Annotated in this window: 20 protein-coding genes; 8 read left to right on the forward strand and 12 right to left on the reverse strand. The window is 72.8% G+C overall.

Annotated elements, in window-relative coordinates; translation table 11 throughout:
* The coding region (locus JNK12_18560) for a DUF3499 family protein (GenBank protein MBL8777947.1) at positions 1-139 on the reverse strand (139 nt) is incomplete at its 3' end.
* Between the two features lie 84 nt (positions 140-223).
* On the opposite strand from JNK12_18560, the gene ftsH reads away from it, so the two are divergent.
* Positions 224-2,185 carry an ATP-dependent zinc metalloprotease FtsH gene (gene ftsH / locus JNK12_18565; protein ID MBL8777948.1) on the forward strand — a complete coding sequence of 654 codons (1,962 nt, stop codon included), beginning with the start codon at positions 224-226 and terminating at the stop codon, positions 2,183-2,185.
* 128 nt (positions 2,186-2,313) lie between these two features.
* Here the strand turns inward: ftsH and JNK12_18570 are convergent, their stop codons facing one another.
* From JNK12_18570 to JNK12_18580, 3 genes are read right to left on the reverse strand one after another with little or no spacing between them, the layout of a single operon-like run.
* Positions 2,314-2,742, reverse strand: a complete 429-nt coding sequence (locus JNK12_18570) for a hypothetical protein (GenBank protein ID MBL8777949.1) — start codon at positions 2,740-2,742, stop codon at positions 2,314-2,316.
* Between the two features lie 4 nt (positions 2,743-2,746).
* Positions 2,747-4,393 (reverse strand): hypothetical protein, encoded by a 1,647-nt coding sequence (locus tag JNK12_18575; GenBank protein MBL8777950.1) that lies wholly within the window; start codon positions 4,391-4,393, stop codon positions 2,747-2,749.
* Complete coding sequence (locus JNK12_18580; protein MBL8777951.1) at positions 4,390-7,584, reverse strand: glycosyltransferase; 3,195 nt, start codon at positions 7,582-7,584, stop codon at positions 4,390-4,392. The genes JNK12_18575 and JNK12_18580 overlap by 4 nt, the downstream gene beginning before the upstream one ends.
* A gap of 110 nt (positions 7,585-7,694) precedes the next feature.
* Between JNK12_18580 and JNK12_18585 the strand changes: the two genes are divergently transcribed.
* The 3 genes from JNK12_18585 (at position 7,695) to JNK12_18595 (ending at position 10,033) form a co-directional block, all read left to right on the forward strand.
* Positions 7,695-7,886, forward strand: a complete 192-nt coding sequence (locus JNK12_18585) for a hypothetical protein (GenBank protein MBL8777952.1) — start codon at positions 7,695-7,697, stop codon at positions 7,884-7,886.
* Positions 7,887-7,994: 108 nt separating this feature from the next.
* Positions 7,995-9,116 (forward strand): glycosyltransferase family 4 protein, encoded by a 1,122-nt coding sequence (locus JNK12_18590; protein MBL8777953.1) that lies wholly within the window; start codon positions 7,995-7,997, stop codon positions 9,114-9,116.
* A complete protein-coding gene (locus tag JNK12_18595) occupies positions 9,113-10,033 on the forward strand; it encodes a GDP-mannose 4,6-dehydratase (GenBank protein ID MBL8777954.1) in 921 nt (306 codons plus the stop codon). Before JNK12_18590 ends, JNK12_18595 begins: the two co-directional genes overlap by 4 nt.
* 102 nt (positions 10,034-10,135) lie before the next feature.
* On the opposite strand, the gene JNK12_18600 is transcribed toward JNK12_18595, so the two are convergent.
* Positions 10,136-10,639, reverse strand: coding sequence for a helix-turn-helix transcriptional regulator (locus JNK12_18600; GenBank protein ID MBL8777955.1), 504 nt, complete (start codon positions 10,637-10,639; stop codon positions 10,136-10,138).
* 51 nt (positions 10,640-10,690) lie between these two features.
* Here JNK12_18600 and gmd point away from each other — a divergent pair, with 51 nt between their 5' ends.
* From gmd to cofE, 3 genes are read left to right on the forward strand one after another with little or no spacing between them, the layout of a single operon-like run.
* The gene (gene gmd / locus JNK12_18605) at positions 10,691-11,677 is read left to right on the forward strand and encodes a GDP-mannose 4,6-dehydratase (protein MBL8777956.1); all 987 of its coding nucleotides are present in this window, start codon (positions 10,691-10,693) and stop codon (positions 11,675-11,677) included.
* A complete protein-coding gene (locus JNK12_18610; protein ID MBL8777957.1) occupies positions 11,674-12,609 on the forward strand; it encodes a 2-phospho-L-lactate transferase in 936 nt (311 codons plus the stop codon). Before gmd ends, JNK12_18610 begins: the two co-directional genes overlap by 4 nt.
* Positions 12,606-13,304, forward strand: coding sequence for a coenzyme F420-0:L-glutamate ligase (gene cofE / locus JNK12_18615; protein MBL8777958.1), 699 nt, complete (start codon positions 12,606-12,608; stop codon positions 13,302-13,304). Before JNK12_18610 ends, cofE begins: the two co-directional genes overlap by 4 nt.
* A 102-nt stretch (positions 13,305-13,406) precedes the next feature.
* Here the strand turns inward: cofE and JNK12_18620 are convergent, their stop codons facing one another.
* From JNK12_18620 to JNK12_18645, 6 genes are all read right to left on the reverse strand, one after another.
* On the reverse strand, positions 13,407-14,354 hold the full coding sequence (locus JNK12_18620) for a GDP-mannose 4,6-dehydratase (GenBank protein MBL8777959.1): 948 nt from the start codon (positions 14,352-14,354) through the stop codon (positions 13,407-13,409).
* Positions 14,354-15,367: an NDP-sugar synthase gene (locus tag JNK12_18625; GenBank protein MBL8777960.1), complete on the reverse strand. Its 1,014-nt coding sequence runs from the start codon at positions 15,365-15,367 to the stop codon at positions 14,354-14,356. The genes JNK12_18620 and JNK12_18625 overlap by 1 nt, the downstream gene beginning before the upstream one ends.
* Complete coding sequence (locus tag JNK12_18630) at positions 15,364-16,161, reverse strand: hypothetical protein (protein MBL8777961.1); 798 nt, start codon at positions 16,159-16,161, stop codon at positions 15,364-15,366. Before JNK12_18630 ends, JNK12_18625 begins: the two co-directional genes overlap by 4 nt.
* A gap of 87 nt (positions 16,162-16,248) precedes the next feature.
* The gene (locus tag JNK12_18635) at positions 16,249-17,475 is read right to left on the reverse strand and encodes a glycosyltransferase family 4 protein (GenBank protein ID MBL8777962.1); all 1,227 of its coding nucleotides are present in this window, start codon (positions 17,473-17,475) and stop codon (positions 16,249-16,251) included.
* On the reverse strand, positions 17,472-18,173 hold the full coding sequence (locus JNK12_18640; GenBank protein ID MBL8777963.1) for a glycosyltransferase family 4 protein: 702 nt from the start codon (positions 18,171-18,173) through the stop codon (positions 17,472-17,474). Before JNK12_18640 ends, JNK12_18635 begins: the two co-directional genes overlap by 4 nt.
* 464 nt (positions 18,174-18,637) lie before the next feature.
* Positions 18,638-19,744 (reverse strand): glycosyltransferase family 4 protein, encoded by a 1,107-nt coding sequence (locus JNK12_18645; protein ID MBL8777964.1) that lies wholly within the window; start codon positions 19,742-19,744, stop codon positions 18,638-18,640.
* Positions 19,745-19,810: 66 nt separating this feature from the next.
* On the opposite strand from JNK12_18645, the gene JNK12_18650 reads away from it, so the two are divergent.
* Positions 19,811-20,746 (forward strand): GDP-L-fucose synthase, encoded by a 936-nt coding sequence (locus tag JNK12_18650; protein ID MBL8777965.1) that lies wholly within the window; start codon positions 19,811-19,813, stop codon positions 20,744-20,746.
* 40 nt (positions 20,747-20,786) lie between these two features.
* On the opposite strand, the gene JNK12_18655 is transcribed toward JNK12_18650, so the two are convergent.
* A complete protein-coding gene (locus JNK12_18655) occupies positions 20,787-21,719 on the reverse strand; it encodes an SDR family oxidoreductase (GenBank protein MBL8777966.1) in 933 nt (310 codons plus the stop codon).
* Positions 21,720-21,724 lie beyond the last annotated feature (5 nt).

Genomic DNA, 21,724 nt, shown 5'->3' on the forward strand with positions numbered 1-21,724 from the left:
GGCGCGTACAGAGGTCGTGGTTGGCCGGGTCGACCTCGTAGGACAGGCCGTCGAGCCAGACCGTGCGCGAGTGGTAGTCGTACGCGAGGGTCGCGGTCGCCCGCTCACTGCAGCCGGGGCGCGCGCAGAGTCGGTTCATGACCACCGAGCGTAGGGCGGGGGGCGCCCGTGGCGGTGGCCCCTCCGCGCCCGAGCATTGGGTCATGAGCCAGGAGCGGGACACGTGAGCCCCGACAACCTGCCGCCCCCTCCCCCGCCCCCCTCGGCGGGCAAGGGCCCGCGGACCACCAAGCCCGACAGCAGCTGGCCTCGCTGGTCGCTCTGGGTGCTGCTCGGCCTGGTCACCGCCTCGATCGTGGCCTCGAGCCTCCTGTCGTCGGGCGACGACGGCTCGGCCATCAGCTACGACGACTTCATGTCCCGCGTCGAGGCGGGTGACGTCAAGAGCGTCGAGATCAACAACGACAACGCCAAGATCTCCGGCGAGCTCGACGACGGCGAGAAGTTCACCACCACGGGCCCGCTCGAAGGCGGCATCCCCGAGGCCGACCTGGCGGCCATGCGCGAGCAGGGCGTCGAGGTCGAGTTCAAGACCCCCGAGTCGGGCATCTTCGCCACCCTCATCCCGCTGTTGCTGCCCGTCGCCCTGCTGATCGGGTTCTTCTGGTGGATGCAGCGCCGGGCCCAGGGCCAGATGAGCGGGATCATGTCGATCGGTCGCTCGAAGGCCAAGACCTACTCCACGGAACGACCCGGCACGACGTTCGCCGATGTGGCCGGCTACGAAGGGGTCAAGCAGGAGATCACCGAGGTGGTCGACTTCCTGAAGCACCCCGAGCGCTTCGGTGAGATCGGTGCGCGCATCCCCAAGGGGGTGCTGCTCGTCGGGCCGCCGGGGACGGGCAAGACGCTCATCGCCCGCGCCGTCGCCGGCGAGGCCGGGGTGCCCTTCCTGTCGGTCACCGGGTCGGACTTCATGGAGATGTTCGTGGGCGTGGGCGCCAGCCGCGTCCGCGACCTGTTCCAGTCCGCCCGCAAGATGGGTCGCGCCATCATCTTCGTGGACGAGATCGACTCCATCGGCCGCAAGCGCGGCGCCGGCCTCGGCGGCGGCCACGACGAGCGTGAGCAGACCCTCAACCAGATGCTGTCCGAGATGGACGGCTTCGAGGCGACCGAGGGCATCGTCATGATGGCCGCCACCAACCGCCCCGACATCCTCGACGCGGCCCTGCTGCGCCCCGGGCGCTTCGACCGTCAGGTCACCGTGCCCCTCCCCGAACTGGCCGACCGCCGAGCCATCCTCGACGTCCACGTGAAGGGCAAGCACATCGGCCCTGACGTGGACCTCGACGTGGTGGCGCGGGGCACGCCCGGCATGAGCGGCGCCGACCTCTCCAACCTCGTCAACGAGGCGGCGCTCTTCGCCGTGCGCAACGGCCAGGAGCAGATCGACATGGCCAGCTTCGAGAACGCCCGCGACCGCGTCCTGATGGGTCAGCGTCGCGAGTCGATGGCGCTGTCCGATGCCGAGAAGGAGGCCATCGCCTACCACGAGGCCGGCCACGCCGTGTGCGCAGCGGTGCTCACCCACGCCGACCCCGTGCACAAGGTGACCATCCTGCCCACCGGCATGGCCCTCGGCGTCACCATGCAGCTCCCCATCGAGGAGCGCCACATCCACCGCCAGGACTACATCGAGGACTCCCTCGTCGTGCGCATGGGCGGTCGGATCGCCGAGGAGCTCGTGTTCGGGGTGTACTCCACGGGCGCCAACAACGACCTCGTGGGCAGCACCGAGCTGGCCCGCAAGATGGTCCGCGAATGGGGCATGAGCAAGCGGGTCGGGCCCATGGCGTGGGGGTCCCAGGGCCAGGTCTTCCTGGGCGAGGACCTCATGCACACCCGCGACTACAGCGACGAGACGGCCCGCATCATCGACGAAGAGGTCGAGCAGATCCTCCGTGCCGGCGAGGAACGCTGCCGCCAGACGTTGCTGCGGGAGCGCAAGGGCCTCGACCTCGTGGCCCGGGCACTGCTCGAGTACGAGACCATCGACGGCGCCGAGGTCAACCGCCTGATCGCCCTGGCTCGCGACGGTGGTGGCAGCAGCGGGGGAAGTACCGACCCCGGCCATGGCGGGCACGCCCCCACCGAAGGCGTCACCATCACCGCCGACGACTGATCGCGGGCCCCGACCCTGGGCATCGCACCCCGAGAGGGTGGGACCCGGCCGAGGACCTCAGATCACGTCGTGCCCCGGCAGACCGTGCCCCGGGCAGGCCCTGCCGCGGCACGCCGGAGAAGGGCCGGTCAGCGCTCGGCGGGCCCGTCGCCCCGGGCCTCGGCCACGCGGGCCCACAGCTCGGCGGACGTGGGCGGCCCGATGAACGAGCCTCGGACCGCGCCCTCGGCGTCGGCGATCACCACGGTGGGCACGGCCTCGATCCCGTAGCGCTCGTGGACCTCCGGCCGAGCGCCCACCTCGACCTCCTCCACCGTCACCTCCGTGCTGGCCAGAGGGTGCGCCTTGTCGACGGTGTCCTGGCACGACCGGCACGTGGCCGAGGTGAACACCACGACGAGCCACGGGGTCGAGGGTGACGAGAAGTCGGCCCGGTCGAGCCACGTCGGCACGGCCCACGAGGTGCGCACGGGCTCGTCGGGCTGGCGCCGGCGCAGCACCAGGGCGAGGGCCACGGCGCCGATCAGCAGCACCCCGGCCACGAGGAGGCGCTCCACGGGCTCAGCCGCCGGGCTCGAAGAGGCTGCCGGCCACGGGCACTGCGATGGCGCTCGACACGTCGCCGTCGAACACCAGCCGGCGCTCGACCACGACGGGCTGATCGGACGACACCACGAGCGGCGTGCCGTCGTCGACGCCGTCCACGACCACGGAGATCCGTTGCCCGGCGGGCACCGTGAGCCCGTCGAGCCCGTCGACCGCGGCGACCTCGCCGCCGACCAGGGCCGACACCGTGACGGTGGCGCCGGCGTCGGACTCGGGGTTGAAGACCATCAGCGCCTGCGTGGCGTCGCCCGAGGTGCCGGCGGCCACGATGACCTCGTCGGCGAGGAGCGGTGCGCCGAGGACGAGGTCGACGCCGGCGAACTCGCTGTCGGGTCCACCGATGCTCTGGCGTTCGGCCACCACGGGCACACCGTTGACGGAGCGGACCACGGTGGCGTGGCGCAGGGCCCCCTCTCCCCCACGGGCCGACGTGATGCGCGCCTCCTCGTTCAGGAGGATCTCCTCGTAGCCCTCCGGCGGGACGGTGAGCTCGAAGGGCTCGATCTCGCCGGTGAGCTCGGGATCGTCGACGATGATCTCGAGGTCGACCTCGGCCCGCTGGTCGGTCGGGTTGTAGACGACGATGCGCTCGTCCACGCCCTCGCCGACGGTGCCCTCGGGGAAGAACCACGCCTCGGCGGGCACCGGGGCCCCGAGGGTCACGGTGAGCCCCTGTACGCCCTCGCTGCCGTCGAAGCTCTGGATGCGGTCGACCACCACCCGACCCGAGCGGGCCACCACGCTCGCCGAGACGTGCTCTCGACGGGTCACGACCTCGCCCACGTCGCGGGCGATGACCGACTGGCCGGGGATGACGAGGCCCTCGAACTGCTCGGGGGTGCGCAGGTCCTGGTCGGTGCGGAACGACACGTCCACCACGGCGTCGTCGGGGAACGGGTTGAAGAACACCAGGGTCTCGACCGCGTCCTTGGTGGTGGCCCCGGCGGCGAAGTACCAGGTGGGCGACGCGGTCGAGGAGCAGGGGCTGACGTCGGTCCCGTCGTCATCGCTCACGCGGTGCTCGACCACGACCTCCCCGCCGTTGAGTTCGACCAGCGCAGCGGTGAAGCCGGGCTGGACCCCGTCGATGTCGCCCAGGTCGACCTCGACGCTCGAGTGGGCGGCCACGTCGACCGGAGCGGACACGGGCGCCGGCGGCGGCACCTCGGTGGTGGTCGTGACGGGGACGGTGGTCGTCGTGGTGGGCGGCGCCGTCGTGGTGGTGGCCTCGTCCTCGCCGTCCTCTCCGTCGGTGGGTGGGGCCGTCGTGGTGGTCGCCACGGTGGGCTCGGGCAGCACGGGGTTGGCGCTGTCGGCGTCGCCGTAGACCGTGATGGTGCCCGTGAGGTCGCGGTCTGTGGGGTTGGCCACGATCACGAGGTGCTCGGCGTCGTCACCGACGACACCGCCGGCGCAGTACCAGGTGGCGCCGAGGGCGGTGTCGGGCGCCGCCACCGGCATGAGGCCCTGCTCCTCGAGGGTCTGGGTGACGTCGCGGCCGTCGACCACCGGCGCGGTGTCCTCCTGGGCGCGGTCGAGGACCACGTACCCGACGAGGGCGGCGGGGATGACCAGCAGGGCGGGCCAGCGGTGGGGCTTCACGGGCGGGCCTTCCGTCGGGAGCGGGGGCCCGCCACCTGGCCCCGGAACAGGGCGAAGAGCACGAGGACCCAGAGGGCGACCTGGACGGCGAGGAGCCCGTAGCGGGTCACCGCGGTGCGATAGCGGAGCGTGGCGTCCCCGGCCTGCTCGACCGTGAAGGCGTTGGCCCAGCCGAAGGCCTCGCGACGCTCGGCGGTCTCGCCGCCCGAGCGCAGTTGCCAGCGCGAGGAGCTGGCCGAGGCCAGGTACACCTCGTCGCCGGCCTCGACGGGGCCCTCGAACTTGTTGAAGTGCACCTCGTCGGGAAGGGCCACCTCGAGACCGGTGAGGTCGGTCGCCACCGACTGCCCGAGCGCCGAGCCCTCGCCGCCACCGACGTCGGCACCGGGCAGGAAGGCGCGCGAGGGCGCCCACGCGATGTTGCGGTAGACGTCGAGAGCGGGGTTGACCTCGATGGCCTCGAGGTCGAGCTGCTCGTCGAGGGTCCTGGTCAGGCTGGGGGGCACCGGTCGCTTCTCGTCGCTGAAGGGCGCGGGGGCCAGCTGCTGCACGACGATGATGTACTGCACGCCCATGGGTGCCAGGAGTCGACCCAGGCGGTTCGTCTGGCGTGAGCCCGCGGCGTCGAGCGCGTCGCCGAGCACCTGGGTGGCGCCTCGGGGGGACCCGGCCCAGAGGTCGGTGACATCGGGCTGGCCCTCGTCGGTGGTGGCGTAGATGACGTCGTCCTCGAGCTCCCACCCCGAGAGCGGGACGACATCGGGGTCACCGAGCCACAGCACCCGGAACGGGGTGTCGGCCGCCTCCTCATCGAGGAAGGACAACGAGGAGTCGAAGTCACCGCGAGGGGCGAACCAGCGGCCGTTGAACATGGCGCCCAGGCTGGGCAGGACTGCGAGGACGAGGGCGGCGACGGCGACGAGCGAGGCGATCTGGCGCCAGGAGAACGAGCTCGGCCGGTCACGCTCGAAGGCGGTGGCGCCGAGGCCCGCCGCCATGGCCAGGCCGGCGGCGGCGGGCGCCAACAGGAGCTCGGCCGTGGACGGCCCGAAGGGGACCCAGCCCGCCTCGGTGGCCCACAAGAGCCCCCAGCAGACCAGGGCCAGGACCCATCCCCGGATGGCCCAGTCGAGGCGCCAGCCCCGACCGAGCAGGAGGGCCAGGGCCGCCACGACGAGGAAGCCGTAGCCCAGGGGCCCGGCGCCGAGCGGGCCGCTGTCGAAGCGGAGCAGGTGGGGCAGGTCGATCCCGCCCGTCGACGCCGTGGCCTCGGCGCCGACCGCCGACCACTGGAAGCGCGGCGGCAGGAAGTCGAGCACCCACGGGACCTGGAGGAGGGCGGCGACGAGCGACCCGAACACCGCGACACCGAGGATGCGGCCGGCGGCGTGGAGCGAGCCGCCGAGCAGGCCGCCGAGGACGAGGGCCACGGCCATCACCAACACGACGGGCACCACGAGCGGCACGAGGCAGGCGACGATGGCGAGGAGGACGCCGAGGGCCAGGACGTGCTGGCGCCGGGTGCGGGGGACGACGCCCTCGGTCGGCTCGGGGAGGTCGTCGGCGTCGACCCCGTCACCGTCGGTCACCTGGGGTGCCTCGATGGGAGCGAAGGGCGGGAGGCCTGACGCCCGCGCGAGGCGGGCCAGGAGCCACGGGGCCGTCCCGTAGAGCACGAGGCCGCCCCAGTGCCCGAGGGCCACGGCGTTGTAGGCCACCGGGATGGCCACGTAGACGATCAGGGTGATGAGGCGCGTCCACCTCGAGCGGGTGGGCGCCAGGAGGCGCCAGGCACCGAAGGCGCCGAGGGGGAGCATGGCGAGGATGAGGGCCTTGCGCAGGAGGCCCATGGCCCCGAGCGAGAGGTAGCCGAGGCCGCCGAGCAGCCCGAAGCCGGTGGGGTTGGGCGCCTCGGAGCCCAACCCGGCGGCCGACCAGCCGCTCGCCCACTGACGGAGGAGGTCGGTGGGTGAGCTGGGGAAGGCCGCGAACTGTCCGATGGCCGGGATCTCGCGGGTGATGAGGTGCCGGCTGCCGAGCACGAGGAACACCGCGACCGCGATCCAGACGATGGCCGACGCGCGGCTCGGCCCCTCGCGGAAGAACGTGGCCAGGTCGCGACCGGCCGAGCCCACCGAGGTGAGGCGGTCGTCGCCGGTCCGGCCGATCTGGCCCCTTGCGAGGGCGTTGATGCGCCCGAAGCCCCCCGCCTGCAGCGGCCGTACGTCGCCATCGGGCACCTGGCGCACGGCGTTGAGCCGCTTGCGGGCCCGCCGGATGGAGCCGTGGTGGCGGAGGTTCCACGTCCAGGCGCCGGCGATGTCGCGCGCCTGACGCCCCCGACCCACGAGCAGGGCGTAGACGACCTCGAAGAAGGCGAGCAGCGCCGCCTGAGGCAGCACCCGGAGTCGGTGGAAGGCGCCGTAGCAGACCATCGACGTGCGCAGACGGTGGCGGGCTTGGAGCCGGCGGCGGTCGTCCGAGGGGCGACGGTCGCCGAGGGCCTCGAGATGGCAGACCCGCGCCTCGGGAGCGACGACGACGCGCGCGCCCGCCACCTGGGCGCGCCAGCAGAGGTCCACGTCCTCGCCCAGGTAGTCGATGGCCTCGTCGAAGCCGCCGAGGGCGCCGTAGAGGTCGGCCCGCACGAGCAGGCACGCGCTCGGCAGGGCGAACACGTCGCGCACGGCGTCGTGCTGCTCCTGGTCGAACTCGCCGCGGTCGACACGGGGGCTGGCGTAGCCGGTCTTGTCCACCGCCAGGCCGAGCTGGAGGATCTCCCGGGGTGCGTCCCAGCGGACCAGCTTGGGGCCGACGAGGCCGGCGTTGGATCGATAGGCCTCCTCGACGAGCACCCGCACGGTGTTGGGCGCGAGCTCGATGTCGTCGTGGCACAGCAGCAGGAACGGCGCGCCCTGGACCATGGCCACGGCCTCGTTCGTGGCGGCGCCGTACCCGGGGTTCTCGTCGAGGCGGCGGACGAGGGCGTTGGGGAACACCGCACCGACGCGATCGCGCACCGGCTCGGTGCTCCCGGCGTCGATGACGAGCACGGCGAGCTGGTCGTAGTCCTGGTCGGCGAGGCTGGCCATGGTCGCCTCGAACCACTCGCCGGGGTCGTGCGCGACGACGACGGCGACGACGGACGGCAGGTTCGCGGGCGCGTCAGTGTCGGCGGGGAGAGAGTCCACGATCGGGCCAACCTATCCGCCTCCGGACCCCGTTTCGGTGACCCCGGAGCAGGGTCCGGAGCGCCGCCGGGTGCTTGCTGTTGTTTCGGTCGACAGATACCGTGGTGAGCATGTCCGGCAACGTCACCGACCTCTTCGAACGCCGCGTGGCCCCCGCGGTGGCCGACCTGGCCGAGGTCGCGATGGACGCCGTCTACCTCGGCGTCGGCGCCGGTGTGCTGACCTTCCAGAAGGTGCAGGTGCAGCGCCGCGAGCTCCAGGGACGCCTCGAGCAGTTCGGCACCCAGGTCTTCAGTCGCTAGCCAGGTCTTCCGCCGCCCGCTGGGCGGTCATGCGCTTCCCGGGCGTCCAGCCGCCGGCCGGCAGCACCGATGGCCGGTCGGCCCCGCTGAGAAGGTAGAACCGGGGGGATGGCCGCACGCCTGCGCGTCGCCTACGACGCCACTCCCCTGTTCGGTCCCCGCACGGGCGTCGGCGTCTACACCTACGAGGTGCTGGCCCGCCTCGGCGCGAGCGACGACCTCGACGTGGTCGCCTACGCAGCCACCTGGCGGGGGCGGGGGCGGCTCGCCGAGCTCGTGCCGGAGGGCGTCCGCGCCGTCGGACGCCCCATGGCCGCCCGCCCCCTCCGGGCCGCGTGGACGCGCCTGGCCACGCCGCCCATCGAGTGGTGGACCGGGCCCGTCGATCTCGTGCACGGCCCCAACTACGTGGTCCCTCCCACCCGGGGCGCCGCCCTGGTGTCGGTCCACGATCTCACCCCGGTGCGCTACCCCGAGCTCTGCACCCGGGACACGCTGGCCTTCCCCGGCCTCATCCAGGCCGCGATCGACCGTGGGGCCTGGGTGCACACCGGCTCGGCGTTCGTGGCCGACGAGATCCGCGGCCACTTCCGCGTCGATCCCGAGCGGGTCGTGGCCATCCACGACGGGCTCACCCCCCTCTCCCCCGCCGACCCCGCCGCGGGCCGGGCCCTGGCCGGTGCCGACCGGTACGTCCTGGCCCTCGGCACGGTCGAGCCCCGCAAGGACCTCCCCGGCCTCGTCGCCGCCTTCGACGAGGTCGCCGGCCACGATTCCGACGTCCGCCTCGTCGTGGCCGGACCCGACGGCTGGGGGGCCGATGCCTTCCACGCGGCGGTGGCCGCCGCCGCCCACCGCGATCGCATCGTGCGCCTCTCCTGGGTGGACGACCCCGATCGGGACGCGCTCGTCCATGGGGCGACGGCGTTCGCGTACCCCTCCCGCTACGAGGGCTTCGGCTTCCCGCCCCTCGAGGCGATGAGCGCGGGCGTGCCCGTGGTCGCCACGACGGCGGGATCGCTCCCCGAGGTGCTGGGCGACGCCGCCGTGCTCGTGCCGGTGGGCGACGTCGCCGCGCTGGCCGCTGCGCTCGGGCGGGTGCTGTCGGACGAAGCGCTCCGCGACCGCTGCCGCGCCGCCGGATCGGAGCGAGCACAGCGCTACTCCTGGGACGACGCGGTCGACCGGCTCATCGACCTCTACCGTCGAGCCGTACACTCGGGTCGGTGAAGGCCCTCATCACCGGTGCACACGGCTTCGTGGGCCACTACCTGACCGACCACCTCGAGTCCGAGGGGGACGTCGTCGTCGGTGTGGACCGCCACGAGGGGCCCGACCTGCTCGACGCCGAAGGCTGGCGCTCGCTCGTCGAGCGCGTGCAGCCGGAGGCCGTCTACCACCTCGCCGGCCAGGCCGACGTCGGCGGGTCGTGGGCCGCTCCGGTCGAGACCTTCCGGGCCAACGCCGAGGGCACCCTGAACGTGCTCGAGGCCTGTGCCGCGGTCGAGGTCCCCCGTGTCCTCGCGGTCAGCAGCGCCGACGTGTACGGCCGGGTCACCCAGGCCGAGCTCCCCCTGGACGAGGACTCGCCGCTGCGGCCGGTCAGCCCCTACGCCGCCTCGAAGGTGTCGGCCGACTTCCTCGCCCTCCAGGCCTTCCTCGGACGCGGGCTCGGCGTCCTGCGGGTCCGGGCCTTCAACCACCTGGGGGCGGGGCAGACCGACCGCTTCGTGGCATCGGCCCTGGCCCACCGGGTGGCCCGCAACGAGCTCGAGGGGGGCGACGTGGTGCCCGTCGGCAACCTCACCCCCCGCCGGGACTTCACCGACGTGCGCGACGTGGTCCGGGCCTACCGGCTCCTCGTGGTCCACGGCGAGCCCGGCGAGGTCTACAACGTGTGCAGCGGCCACGACGTGGCCGTCGCCGAGCTGGCCGAGCAGCTGGTGCAGCTCGCGGAGCGCCCCATGCGCCTCGAGGCCGACCCCGCCCTCCAACGCCCGGTCGACATCCCGGTGCTCCGGGGGGACAACACCCGGCTGCGCACGGCCACCGGCTGGACGCCGGAGATCCCCCTGCACCAGACGCTCGCCGACCTGCTCGCCCACTGGCGCACCGTGGTGGCGCCCGCCGCCGCCCCCTCCGCCTGACCCACCCGCCACCCACACCTGACCCGTCCGCCGCCCATCCCGTGCGTTCCGGTCGCGGGATCGTGACCGCCCCGTCACGATCCAGGTGCCGGAACGGGTGCGCTAGGGGGTGAGGCGCTCGTCGCGGAGGCGGCGCAGGCGCTCGAGGGCCTCGGCCGCGGCCACCTGCTCACGAGGGTCGTGCAGCTCGGCGGCCAAGGCACCGATTCGCACCTGCCACGACTCGAGCAGCGCCAGGGCGTGCGCGTCGGGGGTGTGCTCGATCCAGCCGAGGTCCTGGTCGAGGAGCGCCAGCTGGAGATCGAGCTCGGTGTGGCGGGCCACCACGAGCGGCAACCGATCGGCCTTCGCCACCGGGTAGTCCGTTCCTGCCACCAGTTCGTGGGGCTCGAGACCGAAGACCCCGGCCAGCAGCGCCACGGTGCGCTCACCCGGTGCGCTCAGCGACGACTCGAGGTGCGACACCGCCACGCGCGACACGGCGAGGCGTTCCGCCAGCTCCTGTTGGGTCCATCCGAGCTTGGCCCGGTGCGCGGCGATCCGCCGCCCGAGGCGCTCGCGGGCGTCGGGATCGTGCGGGTCGGGCTGGTGGGGCGAATTCGGCACGTGCCAATCCACTTAGCAGACGGCGGGACCCGGCCAGGGTAGAACGGGCCCATGCAGAAGCGTGCGCTCATCACCGGCATCACCGGCCAGGACGGCTCCTACCTGGCCGAGCTGCTGCTGGCCAAGGACTACGAGGTGATCGGCATGGTGCGCCGCACCAGCACCGTGAACTTCGAGCGCATCGCGCACATCCAAGACCGCATCACCTTCGCCCCTGGCGACCTCCTCGACGAGGCGTCCCTGATCCAGGTGCTCCGCGAGCACCGCCCCGACGAGGTCTACAACCTCGCCGCGCAGTCGTTCGTGCAGACCTCGTTCAGCCAGCCGGTGCTCACCGGCGAGACCACGGCCCTCGGCGTCACCCGCCTCCTCGACGCCCTGCGCATCGTCGACCCGGACGTCCGCTTCTACCAGGCGTCGTCGAGCGAGATGTTCGGCAAGGTGGTCGAGGTGCCCCAGCGCGAGACCACCCCGCTCTACCCCCGGAGCCCCTACGGCGTGGCCAAGGTCTACGGCCACTGGATCACCATCAACTACCGCGAGTCCTACGGCCTCCACGCCTCGTCGGGGATGCTGTTCAACCACGAAAGCCCCCGCCGCGGGCTCGAGTTCGTGACTCGCAAGATCAGCCACGGCGTCGCCCAGATCAAACTCGGGCGCGAGACCGAGTTGCACCTCGGCAACCTCGAGGCCCAGCGGGACTGGGGCTTCGCCGGCGACTACGTCGAGGCCATGTGGGCCATGCTCCAGCAGGACGAGCCCGACGACTACGTGGTGGCCACGGGCGAGACCCACTCGGTGCGCGAGTTCTGCGAGATCGCCTTCAGCCGGGTCGGCCTGGACTACAACGACCACGTCGTGATCGACGAGCGCTTCATGCGCCCGGCGGAGGTCGACCTGCTCGTCGGTGACCCGGGCAAGGCCAAGCGCCAGCTCGACTGGGAGCCCAAGGTGAGCTTCCGGGAGCTGGTCGAGATGATGGTCGACGCCGACCTCGACCTGCTCACCGGCAAGCTCTCGGGCCTGTCCCACCCGTGATCACCGTCCTCGCCGGCGGCGTCGGCGCGGCCCGCCTCCTCCGGGGCGTCCTCGCGGTCCATCCCGCCGAGGAGGTGACCGCGATCGTCAACACCGCCGACGACGTCGAGCTGCACGGGCTGCACGTCTCCCCCGACCTCGACACGGTCACCTACACGCTGGCCGGCGCCATCAACCCCGAGACGGGCTGGGGCCTCGTCGACGAGACCTGGCAGGCCATGGAGACGCTGCGCCGCTACGGCGGGATCACCTGGTTCAACCTCGGGGACCGGGATCTCGGCACCCACCTCTACCGCACGCAGCGCCTGTCCGAGGGCACTCCGCTCTCGGAGGTCACCGCGGAGATCGTGCGGGGCTGGGACCTCGGCCTGACCGTGCTGCCCGTCACCGACGACCGCCTACGCACGATGGTCACCATCGACGAGCAGGGCGACGGCGACGTCACCGAGATCGGCTTCCAGGAGTACTTCGTGCAGCGCCGCCACGCCGTCGAGGTGCGGTCGGTGCGCTTCGACGGGGCCGACGGAGCGCTCCCCGGGCCGGGCGTGCTCGACGCGCTCGCCGGCGCCGACCGGGTCGTCATCGCCCCCTCCAACCCCATCGTGTCCATCGGGCCACTGCTCGCCGTCCCGGGGGTGCGAGACGCGGTCATGGCCCGCCGCGCCGACACCGTGGCCGTCTCCCCCATCATCGCCGGCGCCGCCCTGAAGGGCCCCGCCGACCGCCTCCTCCGCGAGCTCGGTCACGAGTCCTCGGTCGTGGGCGTGGCCCGCCTCTACCGGGACCTCGCCGCCACGCTCGTCATCGACGACGCCGATGCCGATCTGGCGCCGGCGGTCGAATCCGAGGGGATGCGCTGCGTGGTGGCGCCGACGATCATGTCCGGCCCCGACGAGGCCGCCGCCCTCGGCCGCACCGTCCTCACCGCGTGAGCCGACTCGAGGTCTTCGGGGTCGACGGCCTACCCGAGGTGCGGCGCGGCGACGACCTCGCCGGGATGATCGCCGGCGCGGTCGAGCTGGTCGACGGCGACGTCGTGGTGGTCACCCAGAAGGTGGTCTCCAAGGCCGAGGGTGCCATGGTCGAGGTCGACGCCGACGACCCTCGCGGCCACCGTCAGGTGGTCGAGGACGAGTCGGTGCGGGTGCTGCGCCGCCGCGGCGACCTCGTCATCAGCGAGACGAAGCACGGCTTCGTGTGCGCCAACGCCGGCGTGGACCTGTCCAACGTCGAACGGGGCCAGGCGGCGCTGCTTCCTGAGGACTCCGACCGCTCGGCCCGCCGGATCCGCGACGGCCTCCGGGCCCGCGCCGGCGTCGAGGTGGCCGTCATCGTGTCGGACACCTTCGGGCGCCCCTGGCGGCGGGGCGTCACCGACGTGGCCATCGGCTGCGCCGGCATCGGGGCGATCCTCGACCTGCGGGGCACCGCCGACGCGCTGGGTCGCGAGATGCAGGTCACCGAGGTGGCGGTGGTCGACGAGCTCGCCTGCGCCGCCGAGCTCGTCATGGGCAAGTCCGACGGCGTGCCCGTGGCCGTGGTGCGCGGCGTGGACCGCAGCTGGTTCCGCACCGGTTCGGTGCACGACGAGGTCGTCCGCTCCCCCGCCGAGGACCTCTTCCGCTAGCTCCGCCGTTCTCGGAACCGTCTTGCCGCTCCCAGCGGCACCTGCGTTCCGAGAACTCGAGCGGCGGGTTCCGGGCCCACTGCGAGCCGCTCCAGCCGTCGCTCAGGTGCGAGCGCGGAACCAGTCGATGACCTGCTGGGTGCCGGCCTCGAGGGTGGTCCAGGGCTTCCAGCCGAGGTGGAGCTCGGCGCGGCCCGGGTCGAGGGCCGAGCGGTCGAGCTCGCCGGCACGGGCCGGGGCCCGGATGGCGGCGTCGGTGACGCCGGCCGCCCCCGCCATCGTGGTGTAGAGCTCGTTCACCGACACCTCGCGACCGGTGCCGATGTTGGCCAGGAGGCCGCTGCCGCGGTCCGCGGCCCGCACGAAGGCGTCGACCACGTCGTCGACGTAGATGAAGTCGCGGGTCTGCTCGCCGTTGCCGAAGATGGTGCAGGGCTCGCCGGCGAGGAGCCGACCCGTGAAGATGGCCACCACGCCGGCCTCGCCGTGGGGGTCCTGGCGGGGCCCGTAGACGTTGGCGAGGGCCAAGGCCGTGTACTCGAGGTCGTGGAGGGCCCGGTACGCGAAGAGGTAGTCGCCCACGACCTTCTTGGCCACGCCGTAGGGCGACAGCGGCTGCTGGGGGTGGGACTCCTTGACCGGCAGCTCGGACGGGTCGGGCTCGCCGTAGATGGTGCCGCCGCTCGAGGCGAAGACGACCTTGCGGGCCCCGGCCGCCCGTGCCCCCTCGAGCACGTTCAAGCTGCCCACGACGTTGACCTCGGCGTCGAACACCGGGCGGGCCACCGAGACGCGCACGTCGGCCTGGGCGGCGAGGTGGAACACCACCTCGGGCGCCTGCCGGGCCATCAGCTCGCCGAGGCCGGCGTCGCGGATGTCCATCTGGTGGAAGTTGACCCGGTGACCGGCGCCGGCCCGGGCATCGGCCAGGTTGGCCAGCTTCCCCGACGACAGGTTGTCCACCACGTCGACCTGGTGGCCCTCGGCCAGCAGGCGGTCGACGAGGGTGGAGCCGATGAAGCCGGCCCCGCCCGTGACCAGCGCCTTCATCAGCGGGTGCCCTCCTCGTCGGGGCGGCGCTCGCCGTCGAGCACCTCGCCCTCCTCGACGATTGCGTCGTCCCCGACCACCGACAGACCGGTGACGACCGCGCCCTCGCCGACCGAGGCTCCCGGGCCGATGATGGAGCCGGTGACCTCGCCGCCCGAGGCGATATGGGCGCCGGGGAGCACCACCGAGTCGACCACGATGGCGCCGTCGTCGACCACGGCGCCGGCCATGACCACCGAGTGGCGGACGGTGGCGCCGACCACCGAGGCGGACTCGCTCACGCCCGCCACGGCCCCGGCGGCCCGGTGGCCGTCGATGAGGTCGAGCTGGGCCTTGAGGTAGGCCGCCGGTGTCCCGGCGTCGATCCAGTAGTCGTCGGACTCGACCGCGTAGAGCGAGCCGGCCTCGACCATGGCGGGGAAGGTCTCGCGCTCGATGGAGACCCGCCGACCCTCGGGGATGCGCTCGAGCACGCTGGGCTCGAGCACGTAGGTGCCGGCGTTGATCCAGCGGCTGGGCGCCGACTCGCGCGGCGGCTTCTCGATGAAGGCCTGAACGCGGCCCTCCTCGTCGGTGGGGACGACGCCGTAGCGAGACGGGTCGTCGACCGGCGTCAGGTGGATGGTGCCCTCGGCGCCGGCCTCGGCGTGGCGGGAGAGCAACTTCCCGAGGTCGAAGTCGGTGAGCACGTCGCCGTTGAGGACCACGAAGGTGTCGTCGATGCCGGCGTCGAGCGCGGCGAAGCGGATGGCGCCGGCGGTGTCGAGGGGCTCGGGCTCGACGGCGTAGTGCAGGGCCACGCCGGCGCAGTGGCTGTCGGGGTAGGCCTCGAGGAACGCGTCGGGGCGGTACCCCAGCGAGAGGACGGCGTCGTCCACGCCCTTCTCCGCCAGGTGGCTGACCACGTGCTCGATCATGGGGCGATCGACCACGGGCAGCATCTGCTTGGGCGTGTGGGAGGTGAGCGGGCGCAGGCGGGTGCCGAACCCGCCCACGAGCACGACGGCCCTCACGGTGCTGCGGTGGTGGGAGTCGACGCCACCGTGGTCGCGGTGGACTCGCCCGCCGTGGCCGCGGGCACCGAGGTCGCCGTGGCCGGGTCGAACAGCGTCGTGGCCGTGCTGCCGGCGCCGGCGCCCGCACCGGTGGGCTCGACGTCGCTGAGGTTGTCGAGCGTCGGGATGGTGGGCGGCGGCGGGATGTCGGCGCCCTCGGGGGCGAAGGCGATGGTGAACGCCATCGAGTCGTTGGCGAAGCGGATGTCGCGGATGTTCTCGGTGATGATCTCGGGCTCGGTCGAGTCCGCCTCGCGAGCGTTCTCCCACACCGCCACCTGGACGATGCCCGGCTCGTCGTCGGCGCCGCACGTGTCCTCGCCCTCCTTCACGCTGGTCTCACCGCCGAGGTCGATCTCGTCGTCGTCGATGGTGACACCGGCGGCGTCGAAGAACTCGCCGAGGTTCGCGTTCTCGCCGCTGGCGGCATTGGTGAAGGGGTGGACGTGGATGATGCCGTCGGCATGGGTGTGGATGCCGACGGGGTCGTCCTGCACCTGGATCGGGGCGGCGAAGCCCTCGCCGCACAGGCGGATGCCGTAGGCCGCGTGCCAGTGGTCCTGGTTGGCCACGGGGGCCTCGGCCGCCGCCTCGTCCTGCGAGGACCGGGCGAACACGATGAGGGCCACCCCCAGCACGACGATGAGCCCGATCGAGACCGGGAACAGCGGCTTCGCCCGCTTCGACGACTTCGCGCTGCCGCCGGCTCGCGCCACGCGGGCGACCTTCTTCGCTGACGATGCCTTGCCCATAGGGTCGCCAAGGCTACCCGCCGACCACCTGGGTTCCCGTGCACGCCGCCGGGTTCACCCGGCCGGACGCGACCCCTCGGTTCAGCGCTACCGGGCCAGCGACGCGAAGAGCTCGCTGTAGCGGGCGGCGATCTCCGCCGGCGACGGCCAGCTCTCGACGAAGGAACGTCCCGACTCGCCCATGGCGCGTGCCTCCTCGGGCTGCTCGATGAGCTGGCGGAGGGCCTTGGTGAGCGCCTCGGCGTCACCGGGGCGCACGGACACGCCCGCCCCGGCCCGTTCGACCGTGTTGGCCACCTCGGTGCCCGGGTCGACCGAGGCGACGAGGGGGCGGGCCGCAGCGAGGATCGAGTAGAGCTTCGACGGGACGCTGGCGCGCGCCAGGCCGGAGCGCAGCAGCACGACGTGGATGTCGGCGGCCGCCAGCACCTCGGCGAGCCGCTCCTTCGGCTGCAGGCCCACGAAGGTGACGTTGGGCAGCCCCTTGGCCCGGCGGACCAGCGCGTCCTTGGCCGATCCCCCGCCGTTGACCACGAACGCGACGCTCGGGTCGTCCTGCATGGCCGCCGCGGCGTCGAGGAGCAGCTCGACGGGCTGGGAGAACCCGAGGTTGCCGGCGTACATGACCACGGTCTTGCCCTCGAGCCCGTACTCGCGTCGGTAGGCGTTCTCCCGCTCGCCCGGCCCGATGCGGCCGGTGTCGATGAAGTTGGGGATGACGTGGACCTTGCCCGCCTGGGTCGCGGGCAGCTTCGACACCACGTTGTCGTGGAGGTCGTCGGAGAGGACGGTGACCGCGTCGGCCCGCTCGTAGGTGAACCGCTCGAGCCGGTACGCGGCGTCGACCGCCCGCCGGCCGGTGAGCACCCCCGCCTCGATGGCCACGTCGGGGAACACGTCCTGGATGTTGAACACGAAGGGCACCCGCCGTGCCTTCGCCACCAGCCAACCGGCCAAGCCGAGGGTGAGCGGCGGCGACATGGCCAGAACGGCGTCCGGTCGGGTGCGCCCGAGGGCGGCCACGAGGCCGGACAGCACGGTGAAGCCGCCGAAGGCCAGGGCGCGGGCCGGGATGTTGGTCTTGTCCGTCGGGAACGGGTGCACCCGGGTGATGCGGCCCCACGGGACGTCTTCGTGGCGCACGAGGCGACCCTCCCAGCCCGGCTCGATGGCGTGCTGGACGTACCACGGCAGTGCCGTGACGACATGGAGGCGGTGACCCTCGGCCACCCAGCCCTCGGCGATGCTCGTCATGACCTCGCCCGTGGGGGCCAGGTCGGGGGCGAAGTGAGGGCAGATGACGGTGAGGTTCACGACGGCTCCAGGGCCCGGTGGTAGGCGCCGCGCAAGGCGTCGGCCGACCGGCCCCAGGGGTAGGTGGCGGCGCGGGCGCGTCCGGCCTCGGCGAGGACGCGGACGCGTTCGGGATCGGTGACGAGGTCCAGCATGACCCGGCTCCACTCCTCGGGCTCGTCGGGCGGGAGCAAGATACCGGCGTCGCCCACCACCTCGGGCAGGGCGGTCACGTCCGACGCCACGACCGGGCACCCTCGACTCATGGCCTCGAGCACGGGTGCGCCGAAGCCCTCGAAGGTGGAGGGGAACAACAGTGCGGTTGCCGCGTCGAGCAGCCCGTCGAGGTCGGCGCGGGGCACGCGGCCGGGGCGGCGCACGCGATCGGCGACGCCCAGCGCCTCGGCCTCGGCCAGGACGGCACGCTCGAGCTGCGCCGCACCACCGGTGAGCACCAGCACGGCATCGGCGACCGCCGGGAGCGCCCGGACGAGCAGCAGGTGGTTCTTGTGCGGGTAGGTGATGGCCGGGAACACGAAGAAGGGCCGCTCCCCCAGCTCGTAGCGCTCCCGCACGACCTCCTCGGGCGCGCCGGGCGCCGGGTCGGGCGACACGCCGTGGGGCACCACCACGATGTCGTCCGGGTCGGCATCGAGGAGCTCGACGACGGACTGGCGGGTGAACTCGCTCGGGGTGAGCACGAGGCGGGCGGCCTTCACCGACCGCGGGATCGCGATGCGGCTGAAGTTCCGCTTCACGGGGCTGAAGTGCTCCGGCATCACGAACGGCTGGAGGTCGTGGATGGTGAGCACTCCGGGAGCGCCGCGGAGGGGCGGCATGATGCCGCCGGCGTGATGCATCAGCTCGATGTCGTGGTGGTGGCACTGGTAACCGAGCCACGAGCTCTCGGCGGCGAGGCGCATCGACTTCTCCCGGCCGGTCATCGGGAGCGTGACCGTCGGGAAGGCGTCGGCCACCTCGGGGTGGGCGTCGACGAACGGGCGCAGGCAGAAGACCGTGACCGAGAGGTCGTCCCGCCCCTGCTCGGCGAAGCCCAGCAGGGTGCGGATGGTGTACTCCTCACTCCCCCCGACCACCCCGGGCACCAGCCACAGCAGATTCACGCCTACTCGACTTGCGGCTCCGCTCGGCTCCGCCACGTGACCGCTTTCGTCGTCGGGGGTCACGCCGCCACCTCGCGGAGGGCGGCGGCCACCTGCTCGGCGGTGCGGTCCCAGGTGAAGAACTCTGCCCTGGCGCGGGCGGCCGCACCCAGCCGGGCGGCCTCCTCCGGATCGTCCAGGAGGGCGCCCAACGCACCGGCGACGGCGCCGTGGTCGGCCGGGTCGACCAGTACGACGGCGTCCCCGCCCACCTCGGCCATCGACGTGCCGGTCGAGGTGACCACCGCCGTGCCCTGGGCCATGGCCTCGAGCACCGGCAGGCCGAAGCCCTCGAAGAGGCTCGGGTAGCAGAACACCGAAGCACCGGCGTAGAGGCCCGGCAGGTCGCCGGCGGGGACGAAGCCGAGGAGGCGCACCCGGTCGCGGGACACGGACCCCGCCAGCGCGGCCACGTCCTCCCGCCAGCCGTCGGGACCGACGACCACCAGGTCGAGGTCGTCACGATCGAGGCGGGCGAACGCCGCGAACACCGCGCCCAGGTTCTTGCGGGGCTCGGCGGTGCCGACGGACAGGACGTAGGGGCGGTCGAGGCCGTGACGGCCGGCCACTGCGGCCACCTCGCCCGCGTCGGCTCGGCGTTGGTCCACCCCCCACGGCGCCACGCGGAGGCGGTCCGGGGCGAAGCCGTGCTCGGCGCAGTCGTCGGCGGTGACCTGCGACGGACACAGCACGAGGTCCGCGTCCCGCCGCGCACAGGCGGTGGCCTGACGGAAGAACCGGCGGCCCTTTGCGGTGAAGTGCTCCGGGCGATGGAGGAAGGCGAGGTCGTGGATGGTCACGACCATCGGCGCCGAGCGCGGGGGCACGGCCCCGCCCGTCACCCAGATGGCGTCGATCGGGCCCGTGGCGGACTGCACCGACGGTCGGCGCAGCACGTGCCAGGACTCGTAGAGCGCGAGGCGCGGCAAGGGCATCGGCCGGGTGTCGATGGGGGGCACGAAGGGGGCCGGCGGTGGGCCGCCGTGGCGGGCCGAGACCCCGACGAGCTCGACGTCGTTCCGGCGGTCGAGGGCGGCGGTGGCGGCAAGGGCCGAGGTGGCGGTGCCGCCGGGGACGGCATGCCAGCACTGCTCGAGGGTCACGGCGACCCGGGGCACCCCAGTCACCGCAGGAGTGTGTCAGGACCCCCGGTACGATTGCGACCCATGGGTGCGTTCTGGGCTGATCGACGCGTGCTGGTGACGGGTGGCCGGGGCTTCCTCGGCCGAGCCGTGCTCGCCGGCCTCGAGGCGCGGTCGGCCCCTCACGTGGTGGCGCCCGGCAGCGCCGACTACGACCTGCGCCGGGCGGACGCCGCCGAGGCGATGTTCGCCGACGTCGAGCCCGACCTCGTGATCCACCTCGCGGCGCGGGTGGGCGGCATCGGCGCCAACCAGAAGCGCCCCGCCGACCTCTACCTCGACAACCTGCTCATGGGCACCTACGTGCTCGAGGAGGCCCGCCGTCGCGAGACGCCGAAGACGGTGATGATCGGGACGATCTGCTCGTACCCCAAGTTCACCCCCGTCCCGTTCCACGAGGACTCGCTCTGGCAGGGCTTCCCCGAGGAGACCAACGCCCCCTACGGCATCGCCAAGCTGGCCCAGTTGATGCAGGCGCAGGCCAACCGGGCGCAGTACGGCCAGAACGCCGTCTACCTCATGCCCACCAACCTCTACGGCCCGGGTGACAAGTTCCACCCCGAGGTCTCCCACGTGATCCCCGCCCTCATGAAGAAGTGCGTCGACGCCAAGGAGGCGGGCGACGACCACATCGTCGTGTGGGGCACCGGCGCCGCCAGCCGGGAGTTCCTCTACGTCGACGACGCCGCCGAGGGCATCCTGCTCGCCGCCGAGCACTACGACGACGGCGAGCCCGTCAACCTCGGCGCCAACCACGAGACGCCCATCTCCGAGCTCGTCGACATCATCGTCGAGGTCACCGGCTTCGAGGGCGAGGTCCGCTGGGACCACTCCAAGCCGGACGGCCAGCCCCGACGGCGTGTCGACGCCGGCCGGGCGGAGTCCGCGTTCGGCTTCAAGGCGTCCACCTCGTTCGCCGACGGGCTCGCCCGCACCCACGACTGGTACCTCACCCACCGCGACGAGGCCGAGGCCCGCCCGGTCTGATCCGGCCCCCTCGGCCGTCGCGCCCTGGGCCCGAGTACACCTAGAGGCCGAGGCGCTCGCGCAGGTGGTCGGCGGTGCGCTCGAGACCTTCGGCGAGCTCGATGGTGGGCTTCCAGTCGAGGCGCTCCCGAGCGAGCGAGATGTCGGGCCGGCGCTGCGTCGGGTCGTCCACCGGGAGCGGCTCGTAGACGACCTCGGACGACGAGCCCGTCACCGCGAGCACCTGCTCGACGAGCTCGAGCATCGTGAACTCGTTGGGGTTGCCGATGTTCACCGGCCCGGTGAACCCGGGCGTGTCGAGCAATGCCGCGTAGCCGCGCACCTGGTCGTCGACGTAGCAGAAGCTGCGGGTCTGGGTGCCGTCGCCGTAGACGGTGAGGGGCTCGCCACGGAGGGCCTGGACCAGGAAGTTGGACACCACCCGCCCGTCCTCGGGACGCATCGCCGGTCCGTAGGTGTTGAAGGTGCGCACGATGCCCACGCTCACCCCGTGGGTGCGATGGAAGGCCATGGTCAGCGCCTCGGAGAACCGCTTGGCCTCGTCGTACACGCTGCGGGGCCCGACGGGGTTGACGTTGCCCCAGTAGGCCTCGGTCTGCGGGTGTTGGAGCGGGTCGCCGTAGACCTCGCTGGTGGAGGCCATGACGAAGCGAGCCCCCGTGGCCCGGGCCAACTCGAGGCCGTGGCGGGTGCCGAGGCTGCCCACGTCGAGGGTCTCGATGGGTCGGTCCAGGTAGTCCTTCACCGAGGCCGGGCTGGCCATGTGGACCACCCCGTCGACGGGGCCGTCGACCGGCAGGTCGCGGCTCACGTCCTGCTCGACGAAGGTGAAGCGCTCGTGATCGGCGAGGTGGGCGACGTTGGCCGTCGAGCCGGACGAGAGGTCGTCCACGGCGACGACCTCGTCGCCGCGCGCCACCAGGAGCGTCGCCAGGTGCGAGCCGAGGAACCCCGCTCCCCCCGTGATGACCACCCGTG

It is taken from the genome of Acidimicrobiales bacterium (assembly GCA_016794585.1).
Classification (GTDB): Bacteria; Actinomycetota; Acidimicrobiia; order Acidimicrobiales; family DATDAH01; genus JAEUJM01.